At 61.0% G+C, this 19507-nt stretch carries 22 protein-coding genes; 7 read left to right on the top strand and 15 right to left on the bottom strand.

The features are described 5' to 3' along the window. Positions 1 to 22 precede the first annotated feature (22 nt). The 3 genes from GHO41_RS20195 to GHO41_RS20185 all read left to right on the top strand — a co-directional run bounded on the left by GHO41_RS20195 (position 23) and on the right by GHO41_RS20185 (position 4052). Positions 23 to 844: an ion transporter gene (locus GHO41_RS20195; protein WP_153327815.1), complete on the top strand. Its 822-nt coding sequence runs from the start codon at positions 23 to 25 to the stop codon at positions 842 to 844. Between the two features lie 93 nt (positions 845 to 937). Beyond that, a complete protein-coding gene (locus GHO41_RS20190) occupies positions 938 to 1939 on the top strand; it encodes a sulfate ABC transporter substrate-binding protein (RefSeq protein WP_371928984.1) in 1002 nt (333 codons plus the stop codon). A gap of 169 nt (positions 1940 to 2108) precedes the next feature. Then, positions 2109 to 4052, top strand: a complete 1944-nt coding sequence (locus GHO41_RS20185; RefSeq protein WP_153434467.1) for a DNA topoisomerase III — start codon at positions 2109 to 2111, stop codon at positions 4050 to 4052. Between the two features lie 6 nt (positions 4053 to 4058). Here the strand turns inward: GHO41_RS20185 and GHO41_RS20180 are convergent, their stop codons facing one another. From GHO41_RS20180 to ccmA, 11 genes are all read right to left on the bottom strand, one after another. Continuing rightward, complete coding sequence (locus GHO41_RS20180) at positions 4059 to 4901, bottom strand: PhzF family phenazine biosynthesis protein (protein WP_153434466.1); 843 nt, start codon at positions 4899 to 4901, stop codon at positions 4059 to 4061. 112 nt (positions 4902 to 5013) lie between these two features. After that, positions 5014 to 5409, bottom strand: coding sequence for a hypothetical protein (locus GHO41_RS20175; RefSeq protein ID WP_123751610.1), 396 nt, complete (start codon positions 5407 to 5409; stop codon positions 5014 to 5016). A gap of 134 nt (positions 5410 to 5543) precedes the next feature. Then, complete coding sequence (gene ccmI / locus GHO41_RS20170; protein WP_153434465.1) at positions 5544 to 6746, bottom strand: c-type cytochrome biogenesis protein CcmI; 1203 nt, start codon at positions 6744 to 6746, stop codon at positions 5544 to 5546. Next, positions 6739 to 7215, bottom strand: coding sequence for a cytochrome c-type biogenesis protein (locus GHO41_RS20165; protein WP_153392617.1), 477 nt, complete (start codon positions 7213 to 7215; stop codon positions 6739 to 6741). Before GHO41_RS20165 ends, ccmI begins: the two co-directional genes overlap by 8 nt. Next, positions 7212 to 7748 (bottom strand): DsbE family thiol:disulfide interchange protein, encoded by a 537-nt coding sequence (locus tag GHO41_RS20160; protein ID WP_048371333.1) that lies wholly within the window; start codon positions 7746 to 7748, stop codon positions 7212 to 7214. Before GHO41_RS20160 ends, GHO41_RS20165 begins: the two co-directional genes overlap by 4 nt. Continuing rightward, positions 7745 to 9733, bottom strand: a complete 1989-nt coding sequence (locus GHO41_RS20155) for a heme lyase CcmF/NrfE family subunit (protein WP_048371336.1) — start codon at positions 9731 to 9733, stop codon at positions 7745 to 7747. The genes GHO41_RS20160 and GHO41_RS20155 overlap by 4 nt, the downstream gene beginning before the upstream one ends. Beyond that, complete coding sequence (ccmE, locus tag GHO41_RS20150; RefSeq protein ID WP_048371338.1) at positions 9733 to 10191, bottom strand: cytochrome c maturation protein CcmE; 459 nt, start codon at positions 10189 to 10191, stop codon at positions 9733 to 9735. The genes GHO41_RS20155 and ccmE overlap by 1 nt, the downstream gene beginning before the upstream one ends. Next, positions 10188 to 10364, bottom strand: a complete 177-nt coding sequence (gene ccmD, locus GHO41_RS20145) for a heme exporter protein CcmD (protein ID WP_153434464.1) — start codon at positions 10362 to 10364, stop codon at positions 10188 to 10190. The genes ccmE and ccmD overlap by 4 nt, the downstream gene beginning before the upstream one ends. Then, a complete protein-coding gene (locus GHO41_RS20140) occupies positions 10361 to 11119 on the bottom strand; it encodes a heme ABC transporter permease (protein WP_371928983.1) in 759 nt (252 codons plus the stop codon). The genes ccmD and GHO41_RS20140 overlap by 4 nt, the downstream gene beginning before the upstream one ends. Before the next feature lie 92 nt (positions 11120 to 11211). Next, complete coding sequence (ccmB, locus tag GHO41_RS20135; RefSeq protein ID WP_048371344.1) at positions 11212 to 11880, bottom strand: heme exporter protein CcmB; 669 nt, start codon at positions 11878 to 11880, stop codon at positions 11212 to 11214. Then, the gene (ccmA, locus tag GHO41_RS20130; RefSeq protein WP_273219167.1) at positions 11877 to 12512 is read right to left on the bottom strand and encodes a cytochrome c biogenesis heme-transporting ATPase CcmA; all 636 of its coding nucleotides are present in this window, start codon (positions 12510 to 12512) and stop codon (positions 11877 to 11879) included. Before ccmA ends, ccmB begins: the two co-directional genes overlap by 4 nt. 191 nt (positions 12513 to 12703) lie before the next feature. Between ccmA and GHO41_RS20125 the strand changes: the two genes are divergently transcribed. After that, a complete protein-coding gene (locus GHO41_RS20125; RefSeq protein ID WP_153434461.1) occupies positions 12704 to 14275 on the top strand; it encodes a flagellar hook-length control protein FliK in 1572 nt (523 codons plus the stop codon). Beyond that, on the top strand, positions 14272 to 14589 hold the full coding sequence (locus GHO41_RS20120; protein ID WP_153351152.1) for an EscU/YscU/HrcU family type III secretion system export apparatus switch protein: 318 nt from the start codon (positions 14272 to 14274) through the stop codon (positions 14587 to 14589). Before GHO41_RS20125 ends, GHO41_RS20120 begins: the two co-directional genes overlap by 4 nt. Here the strand turns inward: GHO41_RS20120 and GHO41_RS20115 are convergent. Together GHO41_RS20115 and GHO41_RS20110 are read right to left on the bottom strand one after the other, a co-directional pair. After that, complete coding sequence (locus GHO41_RS20115; RefSeq protein WP_153434460.1) at positions 14576 to 15868, bottom strand: amidase; 1293 nt, start codon at positions 15866 to 15868, stop codon at positions 14576 to 14578. The two genes, GHO41_RS20120 and GHO41_RS20115, sit on opposite strands and share 14 nt — an antisense overlap. Positions 15869 to 15898: 30 nt before the next feature. Next, positions 15899 to 16312: a VOC family protein gene (locus GHO41_RS20110; RefSeq protein ID WP_048371352.1), complete on the bottom strand. Its 414-nt coding sequence runs from the start codon at positions 16310 to 16312 to the stop codon at positions 15899 to 15901. 107 nt (positions 16313 to 16419) lie between these two features. Here GHO41_RS20110 and GHO41_RS20105 point away from each other — a divergent pair, with 107 nt between their 5' ends. Then, positions 16420 to 17280, top strand: coding sequence for a LysR family transcriptional regulator (locus GHO41_RS20105; RefSeq protein ID WP_153434459.1), 861 nt, complete (start codon positions 16420 to 16422; stop codon positions 17278 to 17280). Between the two features lie 85 nt (positions 17281 to 17365). Here the strand turns inward: GHO41_RS20105 and GHO41_RS20100 are convergent, their stop codons facing one another. Continuing rightward, positions 17366 to 18214 (bottom strand): NmrA family NAD(P)-binding protein, encoded by an 849-nt coding sequence (locus GHO41_RS20100; RefSeq protein WP_153434458.1) that lies wholly within the window; start codon positions 18212 to 18214, stop codon positions 17366 to 17368. Between the two features lie 114 nt (positions 18215 to 18328). Here GHO41_RS20100 and GHO41_RS20095 point away from each other — a divergent pair, with 114 nt between their 5' ends. Then, positions 18329 to 19231 (top strand): LysR family transcriptional regulator, encoded by a 903-nt coding sequence (locus GHO41_RS20095; RefSeq protein WP_153434457.1) that lies wholly within the window; start codon positions 18329 to 18331, stop codon positions 19229 to 19231. Between the two features lie 17 nt (positions 19232 to 19248). Here the strand turns inward: GHO41_RS20095 and GHO41_RS20090 are convergent. After that, positions 19249 to 19507: DUF2802 domain-containing protein (locus GHO41_RS20090; RefSeq protein ID WP_153364125.1), on the bottom strand; the 259-nt coding region annotated here is incomplete at its 5' end.

The raw sequence follows: 19507 nt of genomic DNA, 5'->3' as shown, positions 1-19507 counted from the left end.
TTTTGGGTATCGAGCGATCTACATGAAGAATCAGGATTGGCGTCAGCGCCTGTACGTGATGGTGTTTCAGTCCGACACCCCCGCCGGGCGCCGTTTCGATACCACCCTGCTGCTGATCATCATGGCGAGTCTGGTGGTGGTCATCCTCGACAGCATCAACAGCATTCACCTGCAATACGGTGACCTGCTGGCCTATATCGAATGGGGCTTCACCTTTGTGTTTGCCATCGAATACGGCCTGCGCCTGTACTGCTCACCCAAACCATTGCGCTACGCGTTCAGCTTTTATGGATTGGTGGACTTGCTCGCCATCGTGCCGGGGATCCTGGCGATTTATTACAGCGACGCGCAGTACCTGTTGATTATTCGCGTCATCCGCATGCTACGGATCTTCCGGATCCTCAAACTGTTGCCCTACCTGAGCCAGGCCAATTACCTGCTCTCGGCCTTGCGCGGCAGCAAACAGAAAATCATCGTGTTCCTGGTCGGGGTATCCACCCTGGTCACTGTGTTCGGCACCCTGATGTACGTGGTTGAAGGCCCGGATCACGGCTTTACCAGTATCCCGGTCAGCATCTATTGGGCCATCGTGACCCTGACCACCGTCGGCTACGGCGACATCGTCCCACAGACCATTCCCGGGCAAGTCATCTCGGCCATGGTGATGATCACCGGCTACTCAATCATCGCCGTGCCCACCGGTATTTTTACCGCCGAACTGGCCAACGCCATGCGCGGCGAACAGTTGCAGCACACATGCACCACCTGCAAAAAAGCCCAGCACGAGGCCTCGGCGTCTTTTTGTTCCCGGTGTGGTAATGCGCTATTCGTCAAAAACGTATAAACAAAGTGCTTTTTAATCTTTTAAGGACTATGCAGCACCCGCTATAGTCGCTGGCATATTGCCTCTTTTGCCCCCTATAACAAGGACTACGCAGTGAAAAAACTCTTTAGCGCCTCTTTGTTGGTCGCAGGCCTTGCACTCAGCAGCCTGGCCCACGCCGACAACAAACCGTTGCTTAACGTGTCTTACGACGTGATGCGCGACTTCTACAAAGACTACAACCCTGCGTTCCAAAAGCACTGGGAAAAAGAGAAGAACCAAAAGCCGACTGTGCAGATGTCCTTCGGCGGTTCGAGCAAACAAGCACGCGCAGTGATCGACGGACTGCCGGCCGACGTGATCACCATGAACATGGCCACCGACATCAACGCCCTGGCTGACAACGGCCAGCTGGTCCCGGAAAACTGGGTCACCCGCCTGCCGGACAACAGCGCGCCGTTCACCTCGGCCACCGTATTTATCGTCCGTAAAGGCAACCCCAAAGCCCTGAACGACTGGCCAGACCTGCTCAAGGACGGCGTGCAAGTGATCGTGCCCAACCCGAAAACCTCGGGCAACGGCCGCTACACCTTCCTCTCGGCCTGGGGCTATGCGCAAAAACACGGCGCCGATGAAGCAAAAGCCCGAGAGTTTGTCGGCAAACTGTTCAAGCAAGTGCCTGTGCTGGACACCGGCGGCCGTGCGGCCACCACCACGTTCATGACCAACCAGATCGGCGACGTGCTGGTGACCTTCGAAAACGAAGCAGAAATGATTGCCCGCGAGTTTGGTCGTGACCAGTTCGAAGTGATCTACCCAAGTGTTTCCGCCGAAGCAGAGCCGCCAGTGACCGTGGTCGATAAAGTCGTCGACAAAAAAGGCACTCGCGCCGAGGCCGAGGAATACCTCAAATACCTGTGGTCTCCAGAAGGCCAGGAAATTGCTGCCAAAAACTACCTGCGCCCACGCGACAAAGCGATCCTGGCCAAGTACAACGACCGCTTCCCGAAAGTCGACTTCCTGTCGGTTGAGAAAACCTTCGGCGACTGGCGTGAAGTGCAGAAAAAATACTTCAGCGATGGCGGCGTGTTCGATCAGATCTACAGCGGCCAATAACCCCACGCCCGCGTAGGAGCGAGCTTGCCTCGCGATCTTTTGACATTCTCAAAGCTCGCGAAGCAAGCCCGCCCTCGCCACCTGTACAAAAACACAGTAAAAACGCTTGATCTCCAGCCAATGACTGCCCATGCTGCACCTCTTCTGCGATGCATGAATGAGTGGAGCTATGCGGCTGTTTCTGTGTGAAAAACCTTCCCAGGCCAAAGATATTGCGGCCGTGCTCGGCGCCAGCCGACGCGGTGATGGCTGCTGGGTGGGCGCCACTGCAACCGTCACCTGGTGCATTGGCCACCTGCTTGAAACCGCCCCGCCAGACGCCTACGACGAGCGCTACAAGCGCTGGGTGCTGGCCGACCTGCCGATCATCCCGGAAAAATGGAAGATGCGGGTCAAGCCCAAAACCGCCAGCCAGTTCAAAGCCGTCAAACGCCTGCTGGGTGAAGCCAGCGAACTGGTGATTGCCACCGACGCCGACCGCGAAGGAGAAATGATCGCCCGCGAACTGGTCGAACATTGCCGCTATCGCGGGCCCATCCAGCGCCTGTGGTTGTCCGCACTGGACGACGCCTCCATTCGCAAAGCCCTGGCGGCACTCAAGCCCGGTGCCGAAACCTTTAACCTCTATCACTCGGCCTTGGGCCGCTCGCGGGCCGACTGGCTGATCGGCATGAACATGAGCCGCCTGTTCACCCTGCTCGGGCGCAAGTCCGGCTATCAGGGTGTATTGCCGGTCGGTCGGGTGCAAACCCCGACCCTGCGCCTGGTGGTCGACCGTGATCGCAGCATCAGTGACTTTGTGCCGGTGGCGTACTGGGCGATCGACGTGCAACTCAAGCACGACGAGCAACTGTTCACCGCGCAATGGCGAGCCGATCCCGACACCTGTGACGATCAGGACCGCTGCCTCAACCAGGCCCACGCGCAACAGGCTGCTGCCGCCATCAGCAACGCCCGCCACGCGCGGGTCAGCAAATTGCACACCGAGCGCATGCGCGAAGTCGCGCCGTTGCCCTTCGACCTCGGCACCCTGCAAGAAGTGTGTTCAAAAAAACTCGGGCTCGGCGCGCAAGAAACCCTCGACGTCGCCCAGGCGCTGTACGAAACCTACAAGGTCGTGACCTACCCGCGCAGCGATTGCGGCTACCTGCCGCTCAGCCAGCACAGCGAGGCTGCCTCCATACTGGCCGCCTTGCGTCAGGCCGACCCCAGCCTTGCGCCACTGGCCGGGCACCTCGACCCGCAACGCCGTTCACGGGCCTGGAACGACGCCAAGGTCAGCGCCCACCACGGCATCATCCCCACGGCAGCGGCGAAGAACCTCGAACGCCTGAGCGGCAAACACCGCGCCGTGTACACCTTGATTCGTGCCCGCTACCTGGCGCAGTTTCTGCCCAACCATGAATACGACCGCACCCAGGCTGATTTCGACTGCGCGGGCCAGCACTTGCGGGCCGTCGGCAAGCAAATCATCGAACCCGGCTGGAAGCGCGCCCTGCCCGAAGCTTTGGCCCCGGCCAAAGGTCGCGAAGCCCCGGCCCCGCAACCCTTGCCGGCCTTGCGCGAAGGGCTTGATTGCGCGGTTGCCAACGTCAACCTTAAAGACCTGTGGACCCAACCGCCCAAGCCGTTTACCGAAGGTGACCTGATCAAGGCGATGAAAAACGTCGCCAAACTGGTCCAGGACCCGCGACTCAAGCAAAAGCTTAAAGACACCACCGGCATCGGCACCGAAGCCACCCGCGCCGGGATCATTCAAGGCTTGCTCGACCGCGGCTACCTGATCAAAAACGGCAAGGCGCTGGCCGCCACGCCCCCGGCCTTCAGCCTGATCGACGCGGTGCCCCGCGCCATCGCCGACCCCGGCACCACCGCCATCTGGGAACAAGCCCTGGACATGGTGCAAAGTGGCGAAATGCCCCTTGAGATCTTCGTCGCCAAGCAGGCCGCCTGGATGAGCAAACACATCGAGCGCTGCAGCGGCATGAGCATGACCATGACCATCAGCGGCCCGGCCAGCCCGGCGGGCGTCACACCGCCCTGGAAGAAAAAACGCAAAAGCCCGGCCAGCAAGGCCAAGCCCAAGCGCGTCACAAAAGCTAAAAGTGCCTGACGGGGGTCAAAGGCTCAGCGTCCCGGAGATACACGTCACCGCCGCGCCACCGACCCAGATGTCCTCGCCGACCTGCTCAATGAACACCCGCCCTGCCCGCCCCAAGGCCGTGCCCTGGCTGGCCACATAACGCTGCGGCGCCAGGCCGTCAGCGATCAACCATTGCGCCAACCCGGCGTTCAAACTGCCGGTGACCGGGTCTTCCTGCATCCCGTCCCCCGCTAGAAAGGCCCGCACTTCAAACTGCGCCTCAACGCCATCACGTTCAGCCGAACAAGGCGCGACCACACCCAAGGCCAGACCGTGTAATTGCGAGTAGTCCGGCTTAATCGCCAGCACCTGCTCGCGATCCGCCAGCAGCAGCGCCAGCCAGCCCGGCCCGTTATCGACCCAGCGCGCTTGCTGCACAGCGTGCCGCTCAATGCCCAAGCCTTGGCACACACGCTGCAACAACGCCTCATCGACCGGCCCAGTACGCAACAGAGGCGGCGCGGTAAAGGCCAATTGCCCAGCGTTGCGGCGGACCCGGATCAGGCCTACCGCACACTCCTGAATGATCTCCTCACCACGTGGCTTGCCACCGGCTTCCAGCCAGGCATGGCAACTGCCCAACGTAGGGTGCCCGGCAAACGGCAACTCGCGCAGCGTGGTAAAAATTCGCAGCCGATAATCCGCCTCGGGGTTTTGTGGTTTCAGTACAAACGTGGTTTCACTGAGATTGGTCCAGCGCGCGAAATCGGCCATTTGCTCATCGCTCAAGCCGTCGGCATTCAACACCACCGCTACCGGATTGCCCTTGAGGGCCACCGTGCTAAACACATCAACTTGCTTGAAATCGAAGAGGCTCATAGCGGATTCCTTGTGTAGTGAGTGGGCCATCCTACCGCTATGCAGGCGCTTTTTTTAAAAAGATCAAAAGATCGCAGCCTGCGGCAGCTCCTACAAAAGGTAATCCGAGGCGTTACTTGAACTGCCGGCTCAACCCCGGCGGTACGCCGCTGGTATCGGTTTCTTCCCAGGGCCCGTTCGGGCTGATCCCGCGGCTCCAGCCATTGTCCCAGCGGTAGTAGGTGCGCTGGCGATAGAAGATGTTGCTCTGGTCATCCAGCACATACACGCCCAAGCGGGCATCCCAGTGGCTCGGGCCGCCCGGTGGTGGAGCGAAGGTGGCCGAGGTGCGCGGCAACGGTTTGGGCGGCTGCGGGATCGGCATGTCCGGCAGCGGTTTGTCCGAGGGTTGCGGCTGCGGGATCGGGCTGGGTGGCGTAGGCGGCGTGGATTCATACGGTTGATGAACCGAGCAAGCACTCAGGCCGATGGCCAGGCTAAGCAGGGTAATTCGAGCAAATACGGCCATAACGGGGTCTCGTGCAAGTCCTAAGGACCTGTGGGAGCGGGCTTGCTCGCGATGCAAACGACGCGGTGTATCTGTTACACCTTGCCGATCTCATCGCGAGCAAGCCCGCTCCCACAGATTAAGCCCTGATAAATTTATTTATCAGGGCTGTCGATTGTCAGCTGTTGCAACGTCTGGGTGCTGTTGGGCAGCGGTTTGCCGCGCCCTACCCATTCGCCAGCGGTGGGCTGGCCCGCACGGGAGATGCGCGCAACCAGTTGGACTTCAGGAAAGTTGGACAGTTTCAACTGCGGCATCATTGCGTCGGCATCGCTCAGTTCCACGGTGATCGGCAGGTCCGCGACGGTTACGCGTTTGACCGCCAACGGGGCCGGCGGGCCCGACACGGCACGGGCGAAGATGAACACGCTGTCGCCCGGCAACACGCTGGCTTTGACAGCATCAGCCAAGTCGACGCTGACCTTGATCGACGCCTGCGCCGCAGGCACGGGGGCGCTTTCAACCTTGCCGCCGCTGGCAAGCAACTGCCCGCGGGCACGCTCGATGCCGCCCTCCAGCGCCTCGCGGGACGGGTCGCCTATCGGCAGTTCATTGAGCAGTCGCTGCCAGTAGTTGATGGCCTCCTGATAGCGCTGGCCCTCAAATGCCGCAATGCCGAGCAGGCCCAGGCTGGTGACTTCGTTGGGGTCGGCCTTCAAGGCTTCGTCGGTCAGGGCCTGGGTCTTGTCGCTCCACTTTTTATCGTCAGAAAAGTACTGCGCCTGCGCCCACTGGCCCAACAGTTCAGGCTGGCGCCCGGCCAGCGCCACGGCGCGCTCAAACACCTTGGCGGCCTCTGCCGAACTATTTTGTGCCATGTAGGCACGCCCCAGGAAGTACCAGCTCTCGGCGGAGTCCGGCTGGGCAGCAGCGGCCCGCTCAAGACGCGAGATCATTTGCTCTAGCGATTGCGGTGGCGTGGCGAACTCTTGGGTCAGTTCAACCTTGTCGCTGGCACCAAAGTGCAGGTACAGGCCCACACCCAGCACCGGCACCATCAACGCCGCCAGTATGGGCACTACCTTGCCCAAGCTGGAACTGCGCCCCGGCGCCACGCCTTCGGTGTCCGCCAGCAACTCACGCGCGGCTTCGTCGCGACCGCTTTGCAGTTGTTGTTCGGTCAGCACGCCCTCTTCGCGCTGAGCCTGCAATTGCGCCACGCGCTCTTGGTACAGCGCCACGTTGAGGGCGGTGCGGTCTTCTTCACGCTGGGCACGGCGACCACGCAGCACCGGGATCAGCAAAAAACTCAGGGCGATGAGTAGCAGCAAGCCCGCTGCAAGCCAGAAATCAATCATCTTTGTTTTTATCCAGCAAGGTATCGAGGCGCTGACGCTCCTCGGCAGAAAGAGTGTCAGAATCTTCGGCCCGCGCTGTACGACGGCGACGCCCGACAATCACCCCGATCACCACCACCCCGCCCACCAACAAGGCCAGCGGGCCGAACCACAGCACCACGGTCTTGCTGGTCAAGGCCGGTTTGTAGCGCACGAAGTCGCCGTAACGGTCGACCATAAAGTCGATGATCTGCTGGTTGTCCTTGCCCTCGCCCAGCATGCGGAAGATCTCGCGGCGCAGGTCGGTGGCAATTGGCGCGTTGGAGTCGGCAAGGTCCTGGTTCTGGCACTTGGGGCAACGCAGCTCCTGGGTCAACTCGCGAAAACGCGCGCGCTCAGCGTCATTGGCAAACTCATAGGTGTCGATGGCCGCATGGGCGATGCCGGTCAAGGCCAGCCCGCACACCAGCGCTGCTAACCAACGCTTCATGGCTTGGCCTCATCAACCAGCGCCTGATACTTGCCAGCCAGTTGTTCGCGCCACACGCGCTCGTCGATCACGCCGACAAACTTGTGGCGGATGATGCCCTGGCTGTCGATCAGGAAGGTTTCCGGGGCGCCGTACACACCCAGGTTCAAGCCCAGCGAACCGGCTTCATCGTTGATGTCCAACTGGTACGGGTTGTGGAATTCCTTGAGCCACTTTTTCGCGTCCTCATTGACGTCCTTATAGTTGACGCCATAGATCACCACGCCCTGCTCGGCCAGTTTGGTCAGCACCGGGTGCTCGACCTTGCACGAGATGCACCAGGTGGCCCAGACGTTAACCAGCGCCGGTTTGCCCTTGAGGTCGGCTTCGGTCAGGGTTTTGTCGCCCTCGACCGCTGGCAGGCTGAACGCCGGGAACGGCTTGTCGATCAGGGTCGACGGCAGCTCGGTCGGGTCCAGGTACAAGCCTTTGTACAGAAACCACGCCATGCCCAAAAACACCGCCAGCGGGGCCAGCATTAGCCAGCGTCTCATGCTGTTTCTCCTTTCATGCCCAGCGCGTCGCGCACGCGGGTTTTAACCTTGACTCGATAACGTCGGTCCAGCGCCGCCAGCAAACCGCCAAAGCCGGTGAGCAAACCGCCCAGCCAGATCCAGCGCACAAACGGTTTAACGTGGACCCGCACCGCCCAGGCGCCATCGCCCAGCGGTTCACCCAGCGCCACGTACAGGTCGCGGGTAAAACCGGCGTCGATACCGGCCTCGGTCATCATCGAACTTTGCACCGTGTATAAACGTTTTTCCGGGTGCAGCACGCTGACTTGCTTGCCATTGCGGATCACCCGCACGGTGCCTTTGTCCGAGGTAAAGTTCGGCCCTTCAAAATGTTTGGCACCGTCAAAAATGAACTGGTAACCGGCCAACTCCATCGACTCGCCCGGCGCCAGGCGCAGATCGCGCTCGGCACTGTTTTGACTCGACAGCACCACACCCAGCGCGCACACCGCGATACCCAAGTGCGCGATCTGCATGCCCCAATAACTGCGGGTCAGGCTGCGCAGGCCTTTGACCAGGCCCTTGTGACGGGTTTTGTCACCGATATCGCGCACCCCGGCCAGCAACACCCAGGCCGCCAGCATAAAGGTCGCGATCACCGCCCAGTTAAAATCGCCATAGGCCACACCGGCAATCACCGACAGCGCCGCGCTGCCCAGCAACACCGGGGTCAACATACCCAGCAGCCATTTGACCGGGGTGTCTTTCCAGCGCACCAGTACACCCACCGCCATGACCACCATCAGCAAGGCCATCAACGGGATAAACAGCGCATTGAAGTACGGCGGGCCGACCGACATTTTCGCCCCGCTCACCGCGTCGACAATCAGCGGGTACAAGGTGCCGAGCAGAATCATCGACGCGGCCACCACCAGAATCAGGTTGTTGCCCAGCAGTAACGTCTCACGTGACCACAGGTTAAAACCGACATGGCTTTTGACCACGGGCGCACGCAGCGCAAACAACGTCAGCGAGCCGCCCACCACAAACAGCAGGAAGATCAGGATAAACACGCCGCGCTCCGGGTCGGCCGCAAACGCATGCACCGACGTCAGCACCCCGGAACGCACAAGGAATGTCCCGAGCAAGCTCAACGAAAACGCGGCAATGGCCAACAGCACGGTCCAGCTTTTAAACACGCCACGTTTTTCGGTCACCGCCAACGAGTGAATCAGCGCCGTGCCGACCAGCCATGGCATGAAAGAGGCGTTTTCAACCGGGTCCCAGAACCACCAGCCGCCCCAGCCAAGCTCGTAATACGCCCACCACGAACCCAGGGTGATGCCGATCCCCAGAAAGGCCCACGCGACAATCGTCCACGGCCGCGACCAGCGCGCCCATGCGGCGTCCAGTCGACCACCGAGCAAGGCCGCAATGGCAAAGGCAAAGGCCACCGAAAAACCGACATACCCCATGTACAGCATCGGCGGGTGCACGATCAGACCGATGTCTTGCAGCAGCGGGTTAAGGTCGTTGCCATTGGCAGGCATTTGCGGCAGCAGGCGTGCGAACGGGTTGGAGGTGAGGATCAGAAACAGCAAAAAGCCGACGCTGATCATGCCCATGATCGACAGCACGCGGGCCAGCATCACTTGCGGTAACTGGCGCGAAAACACCGACACGGCGAATGTCCAGCCGCTCAGAATCAGCGCCCAGAGCAACAGCGAACCTTCGTGGGCGCCCCACACGGCGCTGAATTTGTAGTACCACGGCAAGGCGCTGTTGGAGTTGCTGGCCACGTAGCGGACCGAAAAATCGTCCGCCATAAAGGCGTAGGTCAGGCAACCGAAGGCAAACAGCATAAAGGCAAATTGCCCCCAGGCCGCCGGCTGGGCCAGGCCCATCCACAGCTTGTCGCCACGCCAGGCGCCGAGCAGCGGGACGATGGCCTGCACGATGGCAAAGCACAGCGCCAGAATCATGGCCAGGTGGCCCAATTCAGGAATAAACAGTCCAGACATCATCACTTAACCTCGTTAGCCGGTGCCGGGGCGGATTGGCCGCTCTCCTTCAGCGCCTTGGTCACCTCGGGCGGCATGTACTTCTCGTCATGCTTGGCCAGCACTTCGTCGGCCACCACCACACCCTGGGCGTTGAGCTTGCCCAACGCAACGATGCCCTGCCCTTCGCGGAACAGGTCCGGCAAGATGCCACGGTATTGAATGGTCACGCCCTTGTTGAAGTCGGTGACCACAAATTCGACGTCCAGCGAGTCGCCAGAGCGTTTCAGCGAACCGGTTTCAACCATGCCGCCCGCGCGGATCCGCGTGTCCAATGGCGCTTCGCCATTGGCGATCTGGGTCGGCGTGTAGAACAGGTTGATGTTTTGCTGCAGCGCGCTCAGGGCCAGGGCAACGGCCGCGCCGATGCCTACCAGAATCGCCAAAATGATGATCAAACGTTTTTTGCGCTGCGGATTCACTTCGAATTCTCCCGGCGCAAACGACGCGCCTCTTGTTGCAGATAACGCCGACGCGCCGTCAGCGGCAGCGCCACGTTAAGCGCCAGCACCGCCATGCAAATGCCATAGGCCGACCACACATAAAGGCCATGCTGGCCCATGGCGACAAAGTCGCTGAAAGAAGCAAAACTCATCGCGTACCCTCCAGCGCTTGTAACACTTCAGCCTTGGCCCAACTGCTGCGCGCTTCGCGCTTGAGCACTTCGAGGCGCATGCGCAGCAACAGCACCGCGCCAAAAAAACAATAAAAACCCAGCACGGTGAGCAGCAACGGCAGCCACATTTCCACCGGCATCGCCGGTTTTTCAGTGAGGGTAAAGGTGGCGCCCTGGTGCAGGGTGTTCCACCACTCCACCGAGTATTTGATGATCGGGATGTTGATCACGCCCACAATCGCCAGCACCGCGCAGGCCTTGGCCGCGCTGTCGCGATTGGTAATGGCGTTGCCCAGGGCAATCAGGCCGAAGTACAGAAACAGCAGAATCAGCATCGAGGTCAGACGCGCATCCCAGACCCACCACGAGCCCCAGGTCGGTTTGCCCCAGATGGCCCCGGTCACCAGCGCCACGGCAGTCATCCACGCGCCGATGGGGGCGGCGCATTGCAGCGCGACGTCAGCGATTTTCATCTTCCAGACCAGCCCCACCACCCCGCACACCGCCAGCATCACGTAGCAGGACTGCGCCAGCATGGCAGCCGGAACATGGATGTAAATGATCCTGAAACTATTACCCTGCTGGTAGTCCGGTGGCGCAAAAGCCAGGCCCCAGATCACGCCGACGACCATCAGCAGCACGGCGGCAATGCTCAGCCAGGGCAGTAAACGTCCACTGATGGCATAGAACCATTTGGGTGAGCCGAGTTTGTGAAACCAAGTCCAGTTCATCACGCTGTTTCCATCACGGTGCTTTGACGCGGCCTGTGCACGGCCTCATCAACGCGCGGGTCTTTACTGGCCTTTGCAGGGCCAGACCTCATTATTTATTCGCCGACACTGATCTTCAGGCCGGCCGCTATTGCAAAAGGTGTAAGGGTGACGGCCAGCACGGTCAGGCTGGCAAGCCAGAGCAGATAACCGGTCGCAGGCATGCCTTGCAAAGCTGCTTGCAAAGCCCCGCTGCCCAGAATCAGCACCGGGATATACAAGGGCAAAATCAGCAACGCCAGCAGCAAGCCGCCGCGTTTAAGCCCCACGGTCAGCGCGGCGCCCACCGCGCCGAGCAAGCTCAGCACGGGCGTTCCGAGCAACAACGACAACAACAGCACCGGCAAACAGGCCACCGGCAATCCCAGCATCAGCGCCAGCAACGGTGACAAAATCACCAGTGCCAGCCCGGAAAACGCCCAGTGTGCCAGCACCTTGGCCAACACCAGTAGCGCCAGAGGGTGCGGCGAAAGGACCCACTGTTCCAGTGAACCGTCTTCAAAATCACTGCGAAACAGCCCGTCCAGCGAGAGTAAAACCGATAATAGCGCTGCCACCCAGAGCAGTCCGGGAGACAAGGTTTGCAACAATTGAGACTCCGGGCCAACCGCCAGCGGGAACATCGCGATCACAATTGCGAAGAACACCAGCGGGTTGGCCAACTCGGCCGGGCGCCGAAAAAGCAAACGCGCTTCACGAGCCAATAACGATGCAAACACACTCATACGGCGTACTGCCCCAGATCGATGTCGCGATAACCGGCAGGTGTGCGGGTCAAGGTATGGTGCGTGGTCAACACCACCATGCCGCCCCGCTCACAGTGGCTGGCCAAATGTTCTTCTAGGGCCGCAACACCCTGTTTGTCGAGCGCGGTAAATGGCTCGTCGAGAATCCACAGCGCCGGGCTGTCCAGATGCAACCGGGCCAAAGCAACGCGCCGCTGCTGCCCGGCCGACAAGGTGTGGCACGGCACGTCTTCAAACCCCTGCAAACCCACGGCGGCCAATGCTGCCCAAATCGCCTCACGGCTCGCCGGACGATGCAGGGCGCACAGCCAATGCAGATTTTCTTCGGCGCTCAGCAAATCTTTGATCCCGGCTGCATGGCCGATCCACAGCAGGTTGCTGGCCAGTTCTGCACGCTGCTCGCTCAACCGTTGCCCGCTCAGCCGAATCTCGCCCTCGGTCGGCTGCATCAGGCCCGCCAACAAACGCAACAGGCTGGTCTTGCCGCTGCCGTTGGGGCCGCTGATCTGTAGCATGTCGCAGGGGCTGAGTCGCAATTCGAGATTTTCAAATAACAGGCGCCCGTCACGCTCACAGGTCAGCGATACGGTTTCTAAAAGAGGGCTGGTCACGTCGTTGAGGCCTTCACGGTTCAAGTCGGCCCGGGCGTGGCCGTTAAAGTGATGCAGGATAGATACATTTGCGGCCTGTTTAAGAGAGCTGGATCAAAGAATTGTGTTGTTTTTAGGCACCTTAAACGATGGGGCAGCATTATACATGCCATGTCCTACTCTAAAGAGGGCATATTCATAAGGTTGTAACAATGAAAAGCGACATGAATATTCCACCCATCCCACCTGCTGCGTCCAATCCCGTACGCCCTGGTGCAGCAGGCGGTGAAGTGCTCAAGTTGCTGCAACCGCTCGAGGGTTTGATCAGTCCGGGGCAAAGCGCCCAGGCGCAGGTGCTGTCGCTTAAACAGGGCGATGCGGTGTTTCAACTGCTGCTCAAACTGACCCTGGACAGCGGCCGCCAAACCAACGTGCAGGTCAGCAGCAACCAGCCGTTGCCTCTGGGCACGCTGCTGTCGGTGACACAACCTTCGCCCGCCAGCCTGGCGGTCAGCCTGCAACAAGCCCTGAGCAGCAATGCCAGCGCCCTCACCCGCCTTGATCCGCAGCAACTGCCGGTGGGCACGTTAGTACAAGGCAAAGTGCTGAGCACCCAGGTGTTGGCGCAAGCCGCCGGGCAACCGGCCGTGTATCGCTCACTGGTGACCTTGCTTAACAGCGCCTTGAGCGGTAGCACCCTGACCGTCGACAGCCCGCGACCTTTGCGCGTCGACAGCTTGCTGACCGCGCAAGTGCAAGGCAGCCAGAGCCTGAACTTCGTGCCCCTGAGCGGCCGGCAAGACCAACTGGCAATTACCCAGCAACTGGCCGCCCAGCAAAGCCGTCAGGGTTCGCTCGACGGCCTGTTGAACGCCTTGCAGAAACTGCCACCCAGCGAGAGCATGCCCGACGCTTTGCGCGCCTCTATCGACAAGTTGCTGAGCGGCTTGCCTACACCACAACAACTGAGCAACCCCGCCACACTCAGTAATGCCCTGCTCAACAGCGGCGCGTTTCTCGAAGCCAAGCTGCTCGGTGGGCAGTTACAGAACCTCGCCCCCGACATGAAAGCCACCTTGTTGCGGCTGATTGCACAAATAGTGCCCGGCGTGCCGGCCAACCCCACTTTCAACCCCGGTGTCGCCGCCAGCACCCAGGCGCAAGCCCTGCCGACGTTTGTGCGCAATGCGCTGGGCATGCTTGGGCAAGTCAGCGCCAAACCGCAGCCAGGCGGTTTTCCACTGCCGCCGCGCCTGCTGCAACGGGGCGAAGGCGAAGACAGCCTGGAAAACCTGCTCAAGCTCGCCGCCGCAGCCATTTCGCGCCTGCAAAGCCATCAATTGTCGAGCCTGGAACAAAGCGGGCGCACCGCCGACGGTAGCCTGCTGACCACCTGGCAACTGGAAATCCCCCTGCGCAACGCCCACGACATCGTGCCGTTGCAGGTCAAGTTCCAGCGTGAAGATCCGCCCGAACAAGGGCCTGAAGACAAACGCGAACAACGCGAAAGCAAAGATCAACTGTGGCGCGTCGAACTGGCCTTTGACCTCGCGCCGCTGGGCCCGCTGCATGTGCAGGCACAATTGCTGCGCGGCAACCTGTCGGGCCAGTTATGGGCGCAACACAGCGCCACCGCTGAACTGATCGCCAGCCAACTGGGCGTGCTGCGCCAGCGTCTGAAGGATGCGGGGCTGAGCGTGACCGATCTCGATTGCCATCAGGGCATCCCACCCGCCCATGGCCATACTCCCCTTGAACAACGCTGGGTCGACGAAACCGCATGAGCACACCCCCCGAACCGCGTCAGGCGATTGCCCTCAAGTACGACGGCAAACAGGCGCCCACCCTGACCGCCAAAGGCGACGACGCACTGGCCGAAGCCATCCTCGCACTGGCCCGCGAGTACGAAGTGCCTATTTATGAGAACGCTGAGCTGGTCAGATTATTGGCGCGCATGGAGCTGGGCGACAGCATCCCACAGGAGCTGTACCGAACCCTGGCTGAAATCATTGCCTTTGCCTGGCAGCTAAAAGGCAAATACCCACAGGGATTTGAGCCGGATGCAGGGCCGGTGGAGCGCGACATCACGCCACCGTAAGCCCACCGTTCAGTGCACTGTCGACGTGCTGCGCTGCGTCCAGCAGTTGGCTGTCGCTGCGAAAATCCCCCACCACTTGCAGGCCGACGGGCAGTTCACCCGGCGCTCTGGGCAGCGGGAGGTTGATCTGCGGCAAGCCAAATGCCATCCAGAACTTGCAGAAGTCAGACGGCCCTGTGGCCTCCAGCCCCAAGGGCGCGACCATGCCGCAGCTGGCCCCGAGCATGGCGTCATAGGGGGCGAACAGCGCTTTGAGGACCGGGGCCAGCGCGGTCAGGCGGGCCTTGGCGGCGGTTTCCTGCTGCCACGTGGTCTGTTGGGCCCGCTCGATCATGGCCACCACCTGCGGGCTGAGTAACTCGGGGCTGGCGTGCCATTCTTTGGCCAGCGAGCGGGCACCCTCGCAATCGTTGATCAACAGATGGTCGTCAAACACCCCGGCAAAAGCCTCCGGCAACTCGACCTGCGTCACTATGTGCCCCGCCGCGCGGAGCACGTCGAGTGACGCCAGCAACGCGTCGGCCACCGGCTGATCAATGTCGCCCCAGCGTGACGTGCGGCAAAATCCAAACGCTCTGCGCCCACTCGCCCGCGGGCTGCTGGTCAGCCCCGGAATCAGCACCTGCGCGACCAAAGCCAGGTCCCCCACCGAGCGCCCATACCAACCCAGCGTGTCAAAGCTCGGCGCCAGCGGCTTGATCCCCTCCAGAGAAACCAGCCCCCAGGACGGTTTGAACGCATATAAGCCACAGTAGGATGCAGGCTTGAGCAACGAACCCGCGGTCTGCGTGCCCAGCGCCAGAGGAAAAAACCCGGCAGCCATGCCCGCAGCAGAACCGGCGCTGGAACTGCCGGGTGTTCTGTTCAGGTCATGGGGGTTACGCGTTGGCCCGGTCTGCATATAAGCAAACTCGGTGGTGTGGGTCTTGCCCATGATCAGCGCGCCCGCCTGGCGCAGCAGCGTCACCACATGGGCATCGCGCGAGGGTTGGTTGCCTTGATAGATCGGAGAGTAAAAACACGTGGGATGGTCGCGGGTATCAATGATGTCCTTGACGCCCACCGGCACACCCGCGAGCAAACCGTTGAGTGCAGGCTCTTTCAGCTGCGCCACTTGCGTGCGCAGCGCGGCGGGGTCCAGCGAAACAAAGGCCTGGATGTCAGCTTCGCGCGCATCGGTGTGCGCCAAAAAATGCTCAGCGACTTCGCTGGGGCTGATACGCGCAGTGCGCACCTGCTCGGCAATCATCCCGGCATCGGCGGTGTCTAGAAGGCTCATGGTGGTACTCACCTCTTGGCTTTATGGGTGTTAAACGGCGTATACCGACGCCCAATCGGTGAATCCTTTGATCTCAATGGGATTGCCCGACGGATCAAGGAAAAACATCGTCGCCTGTTCACCCGGTGTTCCCACAAAGCGCCGGGTAGGCACCATCACAAAGTCGACGCGGCGATCCTCCAGCCGCGCTTTCAACGCCAGCCAGTCCGGCATTTCCAGCACCACCCCAAAATGCGGCATGGGCACCCAATGCTCGCCCACTTTGCCGGTGTTAGTGACGGCAAACGGCTCGCCCAGATGCAATGACAATTGATGGCCGAAAAAGCTGATGTCCAGCCAGGTCTCAGTGCTGCGCCCCTCGATGCAGCCCAAAACCCCGCAATAGAACCCACGCGCAGCGGCCAAATCGTGAACGTGGTAAGCGAAATGAAATAGCGATTTCACAGCAAGCTCCTTGACCGGATGCGGCCACATGATCGGGGCAGAAAGCATGCCGCGCCACGCTCAAAAGAGATAACCTGTTATTTTTTCCCAGAACGAAATTAATTCTTATGGATACGCGCTACCTGAAAAGCCTGATCGCAGTGGTCGAGTGCGGGTCCATTGCCAAGGCTGCACGCCTTGAAGGATTGACCGCGGCCGCGATCAGCCAGCGCATCGTCGCGCTGGAACGCCAACTGGGGCTGGAGTTGTTGCTGCGCGTCGGGCATGAGGCCAAGCCCAGCGCCGCGTGCCTGGACTTATTGCCCAGAGCGCGGCGCATCACCCATGAAATAGCGCTGCTGGCCGGCGATGCTGACGCTGAGGGGTTGACCGGCCCGCTGCGCATCGGGGCAATTTCAACCGTGCTCACTGGCATCCTGCCAGCCGCCTTGCGCACCTTGACCGGCTCAAGCCCGCAGCTAAAGCCGATCATTGTGCCGGGCACCTCACGTTCGCTGTTTCAGGCGCTGGAAGCCAATGAGCTGGATGCCATCATTGTGGTTGCACCGCCCTTTGATCTGGCCAAGCGGTTTAATGCGCAGTTGCTGCGCCGGGAACCCTTGGTGTTTATCGCCCGTGAAACCTCGACCGAGAGCGTCAACCAGCGCTTGCAAAGCCAGCCCTACATTCAATACGACCCCGACGCCTGGGGCGCCCGGCATGCGTCGCAGTACCTGCAAGACCACGGCTTGCTGCCCACCGCTGTACTGGAACTGGACGCCCTGGAAACCATCGCTCTGCTGACCGCTGAAGGGTTAGGCGTGAGCCTGGTACCCCGTTGGTCCGGCTTTGAACGCTGGGCCAGCGGTTGCGTGGCAGAGCCCGTGGGCGATGAGCGTTACCACCGCGAGATCGTCCTGATCAGCCACGCACACAGCGCCAAACCACGGATGGTTGCAGCGCTGAGCAGCGCGTTGTTGCAGCCGTAAATTACGATCTATACCCCTCCCCTGTAGGAGCGAGCTTGCCTCGCGATCTTTTGATCTTTTAAAAGATCGCAGCCTGCGGCAGCTCCTACAACAAGAGCCCCTTCAATACCGTTTCAAGCTCTACCTGCCCTTTACGCGGCGTGCCGGCGAATTCGATCCAGCCTTCGTTGAAGCCATCGATCATCTGCATGCGCGGCAACGGGTTGCGCATGCCCTGCTCGGTAAACAGCGCCTGCCAGCGATCCCGCGGCACGACCTGCATGCTCACGGGTTTGTCGAGCAAGCGGGCGAAGGTCTCGGCAATCTGGTCAGGGGTAATACGCTGCGCGCCTTCCAGTTCAACAATGCGCTGCCCTTGCCAGGTCTCCTGCAACAACTCGGCAGCCACCCGCCCCACGTCTGCCGTGGCAATCATGGGCACCGGCTTGTCCAGCGGCTGTAGAAAGCTCGGGATCACCCCGCTCTCAATCGCCGGGGCAACATCCCACAAGGCATTTTCCATAAACCAGCCGGGGCGTAGAAACGTCACGGGCAGGGCCAATGACCCCAAGGCCTGTTCAAGCAGTTGCAACTGGTTCAGCAGGTTGGGTTGTGTGGCCTGAGCGCCGATGGTTGACAGGCAAACCACCTTGCCCGGCCGCGCGCATTGCAGGGCCTGGCGAATGTTGTCGACCAACACCCGCGCCTCAGGGAACCCCGGCGAAGGATCGAAGTTAGACGGCAACATGATGAACACACCGTCGACACCGCTAAACGCCTGCGCCATGGCCTGGGCATCGTCGACTTCTGCCAGCGCCACCTCACACCCCAGTTGCGCCCAAGGCAGCCCTTTCTCGGCACTGCGCACCACCGCCCGCACTGGCTGCCCGGCACCAAGCAATGCCCGCGCGACAGCGCCACCCACTTTTCCGGTAATACCTGTGACTGCGTACATATGCCTCTCTCCTCAACTCAAACAACAGCTGTTGTGTTGGCAGAAATTATCCAGCGCAGACACCTGATTCTTCGATAGCATCAGTGTCATTGCATACGTGACAGGTAATCACCAATGAGCTTTGATCCGGGTTTGGCCAGCGGCATGGGCGTGTTGAGCGCGGTGGTCGACAGCGGCAGTTTTGCCAAGGCTGCCGACCGGCTGGACATCACGCCCTCGGGCGTAAGCCGGGCGATTTCGCGGTTGGAAAAACGCTTGGGCATTCGCCTGTTCGATCGCACCACGCGCTCGGTGCAATTGACCGATGAAGGGCGGCGCTTTTATCAGGAAGTCGCCCCGCTGCTGGCCGGGCTTGAAGACGCGGCCAATTCGGCGGCAGACAGCGCGCTGACCGTACGCGGGCGCTTGCGGGTCAATATCGACCCGTATTTCTCAAGGCTGGTACTGGGCCCGGTATTGGGCAAGTTCATGCGCCGCCACCCGCAATTACAACTGGACTTGCACACCAAAGACCAACTGGGCGATCTGGTGGCTGACGGCTTTGATCTGGCCATTCGCTTTGGCCACCCGCAGTCGTCTTCGCTGGTGGCGCGCAAGCTGATGGAGGTACGCGTACTGACCGTCGCCGCACCCGCGTATTTCCAGCGTTACGGGCGCCCTGCCAGGCCGCAGGACCTTGAACACGGCCAGCACGTGTGCATCGACTTTCGCGATACACAAACCGGGCGGCCGTTTGCGTGGGAGTTTCATCGTGACGGGCACATACTCATCGTGCCCACCAATGGCCGGTTGATCATCAATGACGCCAGCACCTTGTACAGCGTGTGCGAGCACGGCCACGCGGTGGCGCAAATGCTCGATCTGGGGCTGGCGCCCGCGCTCAAGGACGGGCGCCTGGTGGACGTGTTCCCGGACTGGCCCGATGAGCGTTTTCCGCTGTACGCGTTCTACCCGTCACGGCATTTACCGGCGGCTAAAGTGCGGGCGTTTCTGGAGTTTGTGCAGGGGTTGTGTTGAGTTCCCGAAAACGGGGCTCAACCCTTGTGCATCTTGCTCATCAACTCGGCCTCGGCCTGGGTCAGGCCGCAGGACTGGGTCAGTTCGTCGACGCTGGCACCCATGCCGACCAGGCGCGCGGCCTGGTCGAAGGACAGGCTGGTGGGGTCGCGCTGTTCAAGGCGCGTGAGTTTTTCTGGCAAGGGGGCCACCACCGAGCGCATTTCGTGCAGCTCTTCGCCCATTTGCACGTTGCCGTTCTGGTAGGTGTCCAGGCGGCGGCTGAGCTCCTTGAGG

It is taken from the genome of Pseudomonas sp. FSL R10-0399, assembly GCF_009600165.1.
In the GTDB taxonomy this organism is placed as follows: Bacteria; Pseudomonadota; Gammaproteobacteria; order Pseudomonadales; family Pseudomonadaceae; genus Aquipseudomonas; species Aquipseudomonas helleri.
The sequence above is the reverse complement of the archived record's forward strand: the minus strand, read 5'-3'. Positions and strand labels throughout refer to the sequence as shown.

Coding starts and splice junctions, on each gene's coding strand:
- ccmD (WP_153434464.1), bottom strand. CDS start 10,364: ATGAGTTTTGCTTCTTTCAGCGACTTTGTCGCCATGGGCCAGCATGGC.
- GHO41_RS20115 (WP_153434460.1), bottom strand. CDS start 15,868: ATGAGCCTTCTAGACACCGCCGATGCCGGGATGATTGCCGAGCAGGTG.
- ccmB (WP_048371344.1), bottom strand. CDS start 11,880: ATGAGTGTGTTTGCATCGTTATTGGCTCGTGAAGCGCGTTTGCTTTTT.
- GHO41_RS20195 (WP_153327815.1), top strand. CDS start 23: ATGAAGAATCAGGATTGGCGTCAGCGCCTGTACGTGATGGTGTTTCAG.
- GHO41_RS20180 (WP_153434466.1), bottom strand. CDS start 4,901: ATGAGCCTCTTCGATTTCAAGCAAGTTGATGTGTTTAGCACGGTGGCC.
- GHO41_RS20160 (WP_048371333.1), bottom strand. CDS start 7,748: ATGAGACGCTGGCTAATGCTGGCCCCGCTGGCGGTGTTTTTGGGCATG.
- GHO41_RS20105 (WP_153434459.1), top strand. CDS start 16,420: ATGGATACGCGCTACCTGAAAAGCCTGATCGCAGTGGTCGAGTGCGGG.
- GHO41_RS20155 (WP_048371336.1), bottom strand. CDS start 9,733: ATGATGTCTGGACTGTTTATTCCTGAATTGGGCCACCTGGCCATGATT.
- GHO41_RS20095 (WP_153434457.1), top strand. CDS start 18,329: ATGAGCTTTGATCCGGGTTTGGCCAGCGGCATGGGCGTGTTGAGCGCG.
- GHO41_RS20100 (WP_153434458.1), bottom strand. CDS start 18,214: ATGTACGCAGTCACAGGTATTACCGGAAAAGTGGGTGGCGCTGTCGCG.
- GHO41_RS20125 (WP_153434461.1), top strand. CDS start 12,704: ATGAAAAGCGACATGAATATTCCACCCATCCCACCTGCTGCGTCCAAT.
- GHO41_RS20165 (WP_153392617.1), bottom strand. CDS start 7,215: ATGAAGCGTTGGTTAGCAGCGCTGGTGTGCGGGCTGGCCTTGACCGGC.
- ccmI (WP_153434465.1), bottom strand. CDS start 6,746: ATGATTGATTTCTGGCTTGCAGCGGGCTTGCTGCTACTCATCGCCCTG.
- GHO41_RS20120 (WP_153351152.1), top strand. CDS start 14,272: ATGAGCACACCCCCCGAACCGCGTCAGGCGATTGCCCTCAAGTACGAC.
- GHO41_RS20185 (WP_153434467.1), top strand. CDS start 2,109: ATGCGGCTGTTTCTGTGTGAAAAACCTTCCCAGGCCAAAGATATTGCG.
- GHO41_RS20175 (WP_123751610.1), bottom strand. CDS start 5,409: ATGGCCGTATTTGCTCGAATTACCCTGCTTAGCCTGGCCATCGGCCTG.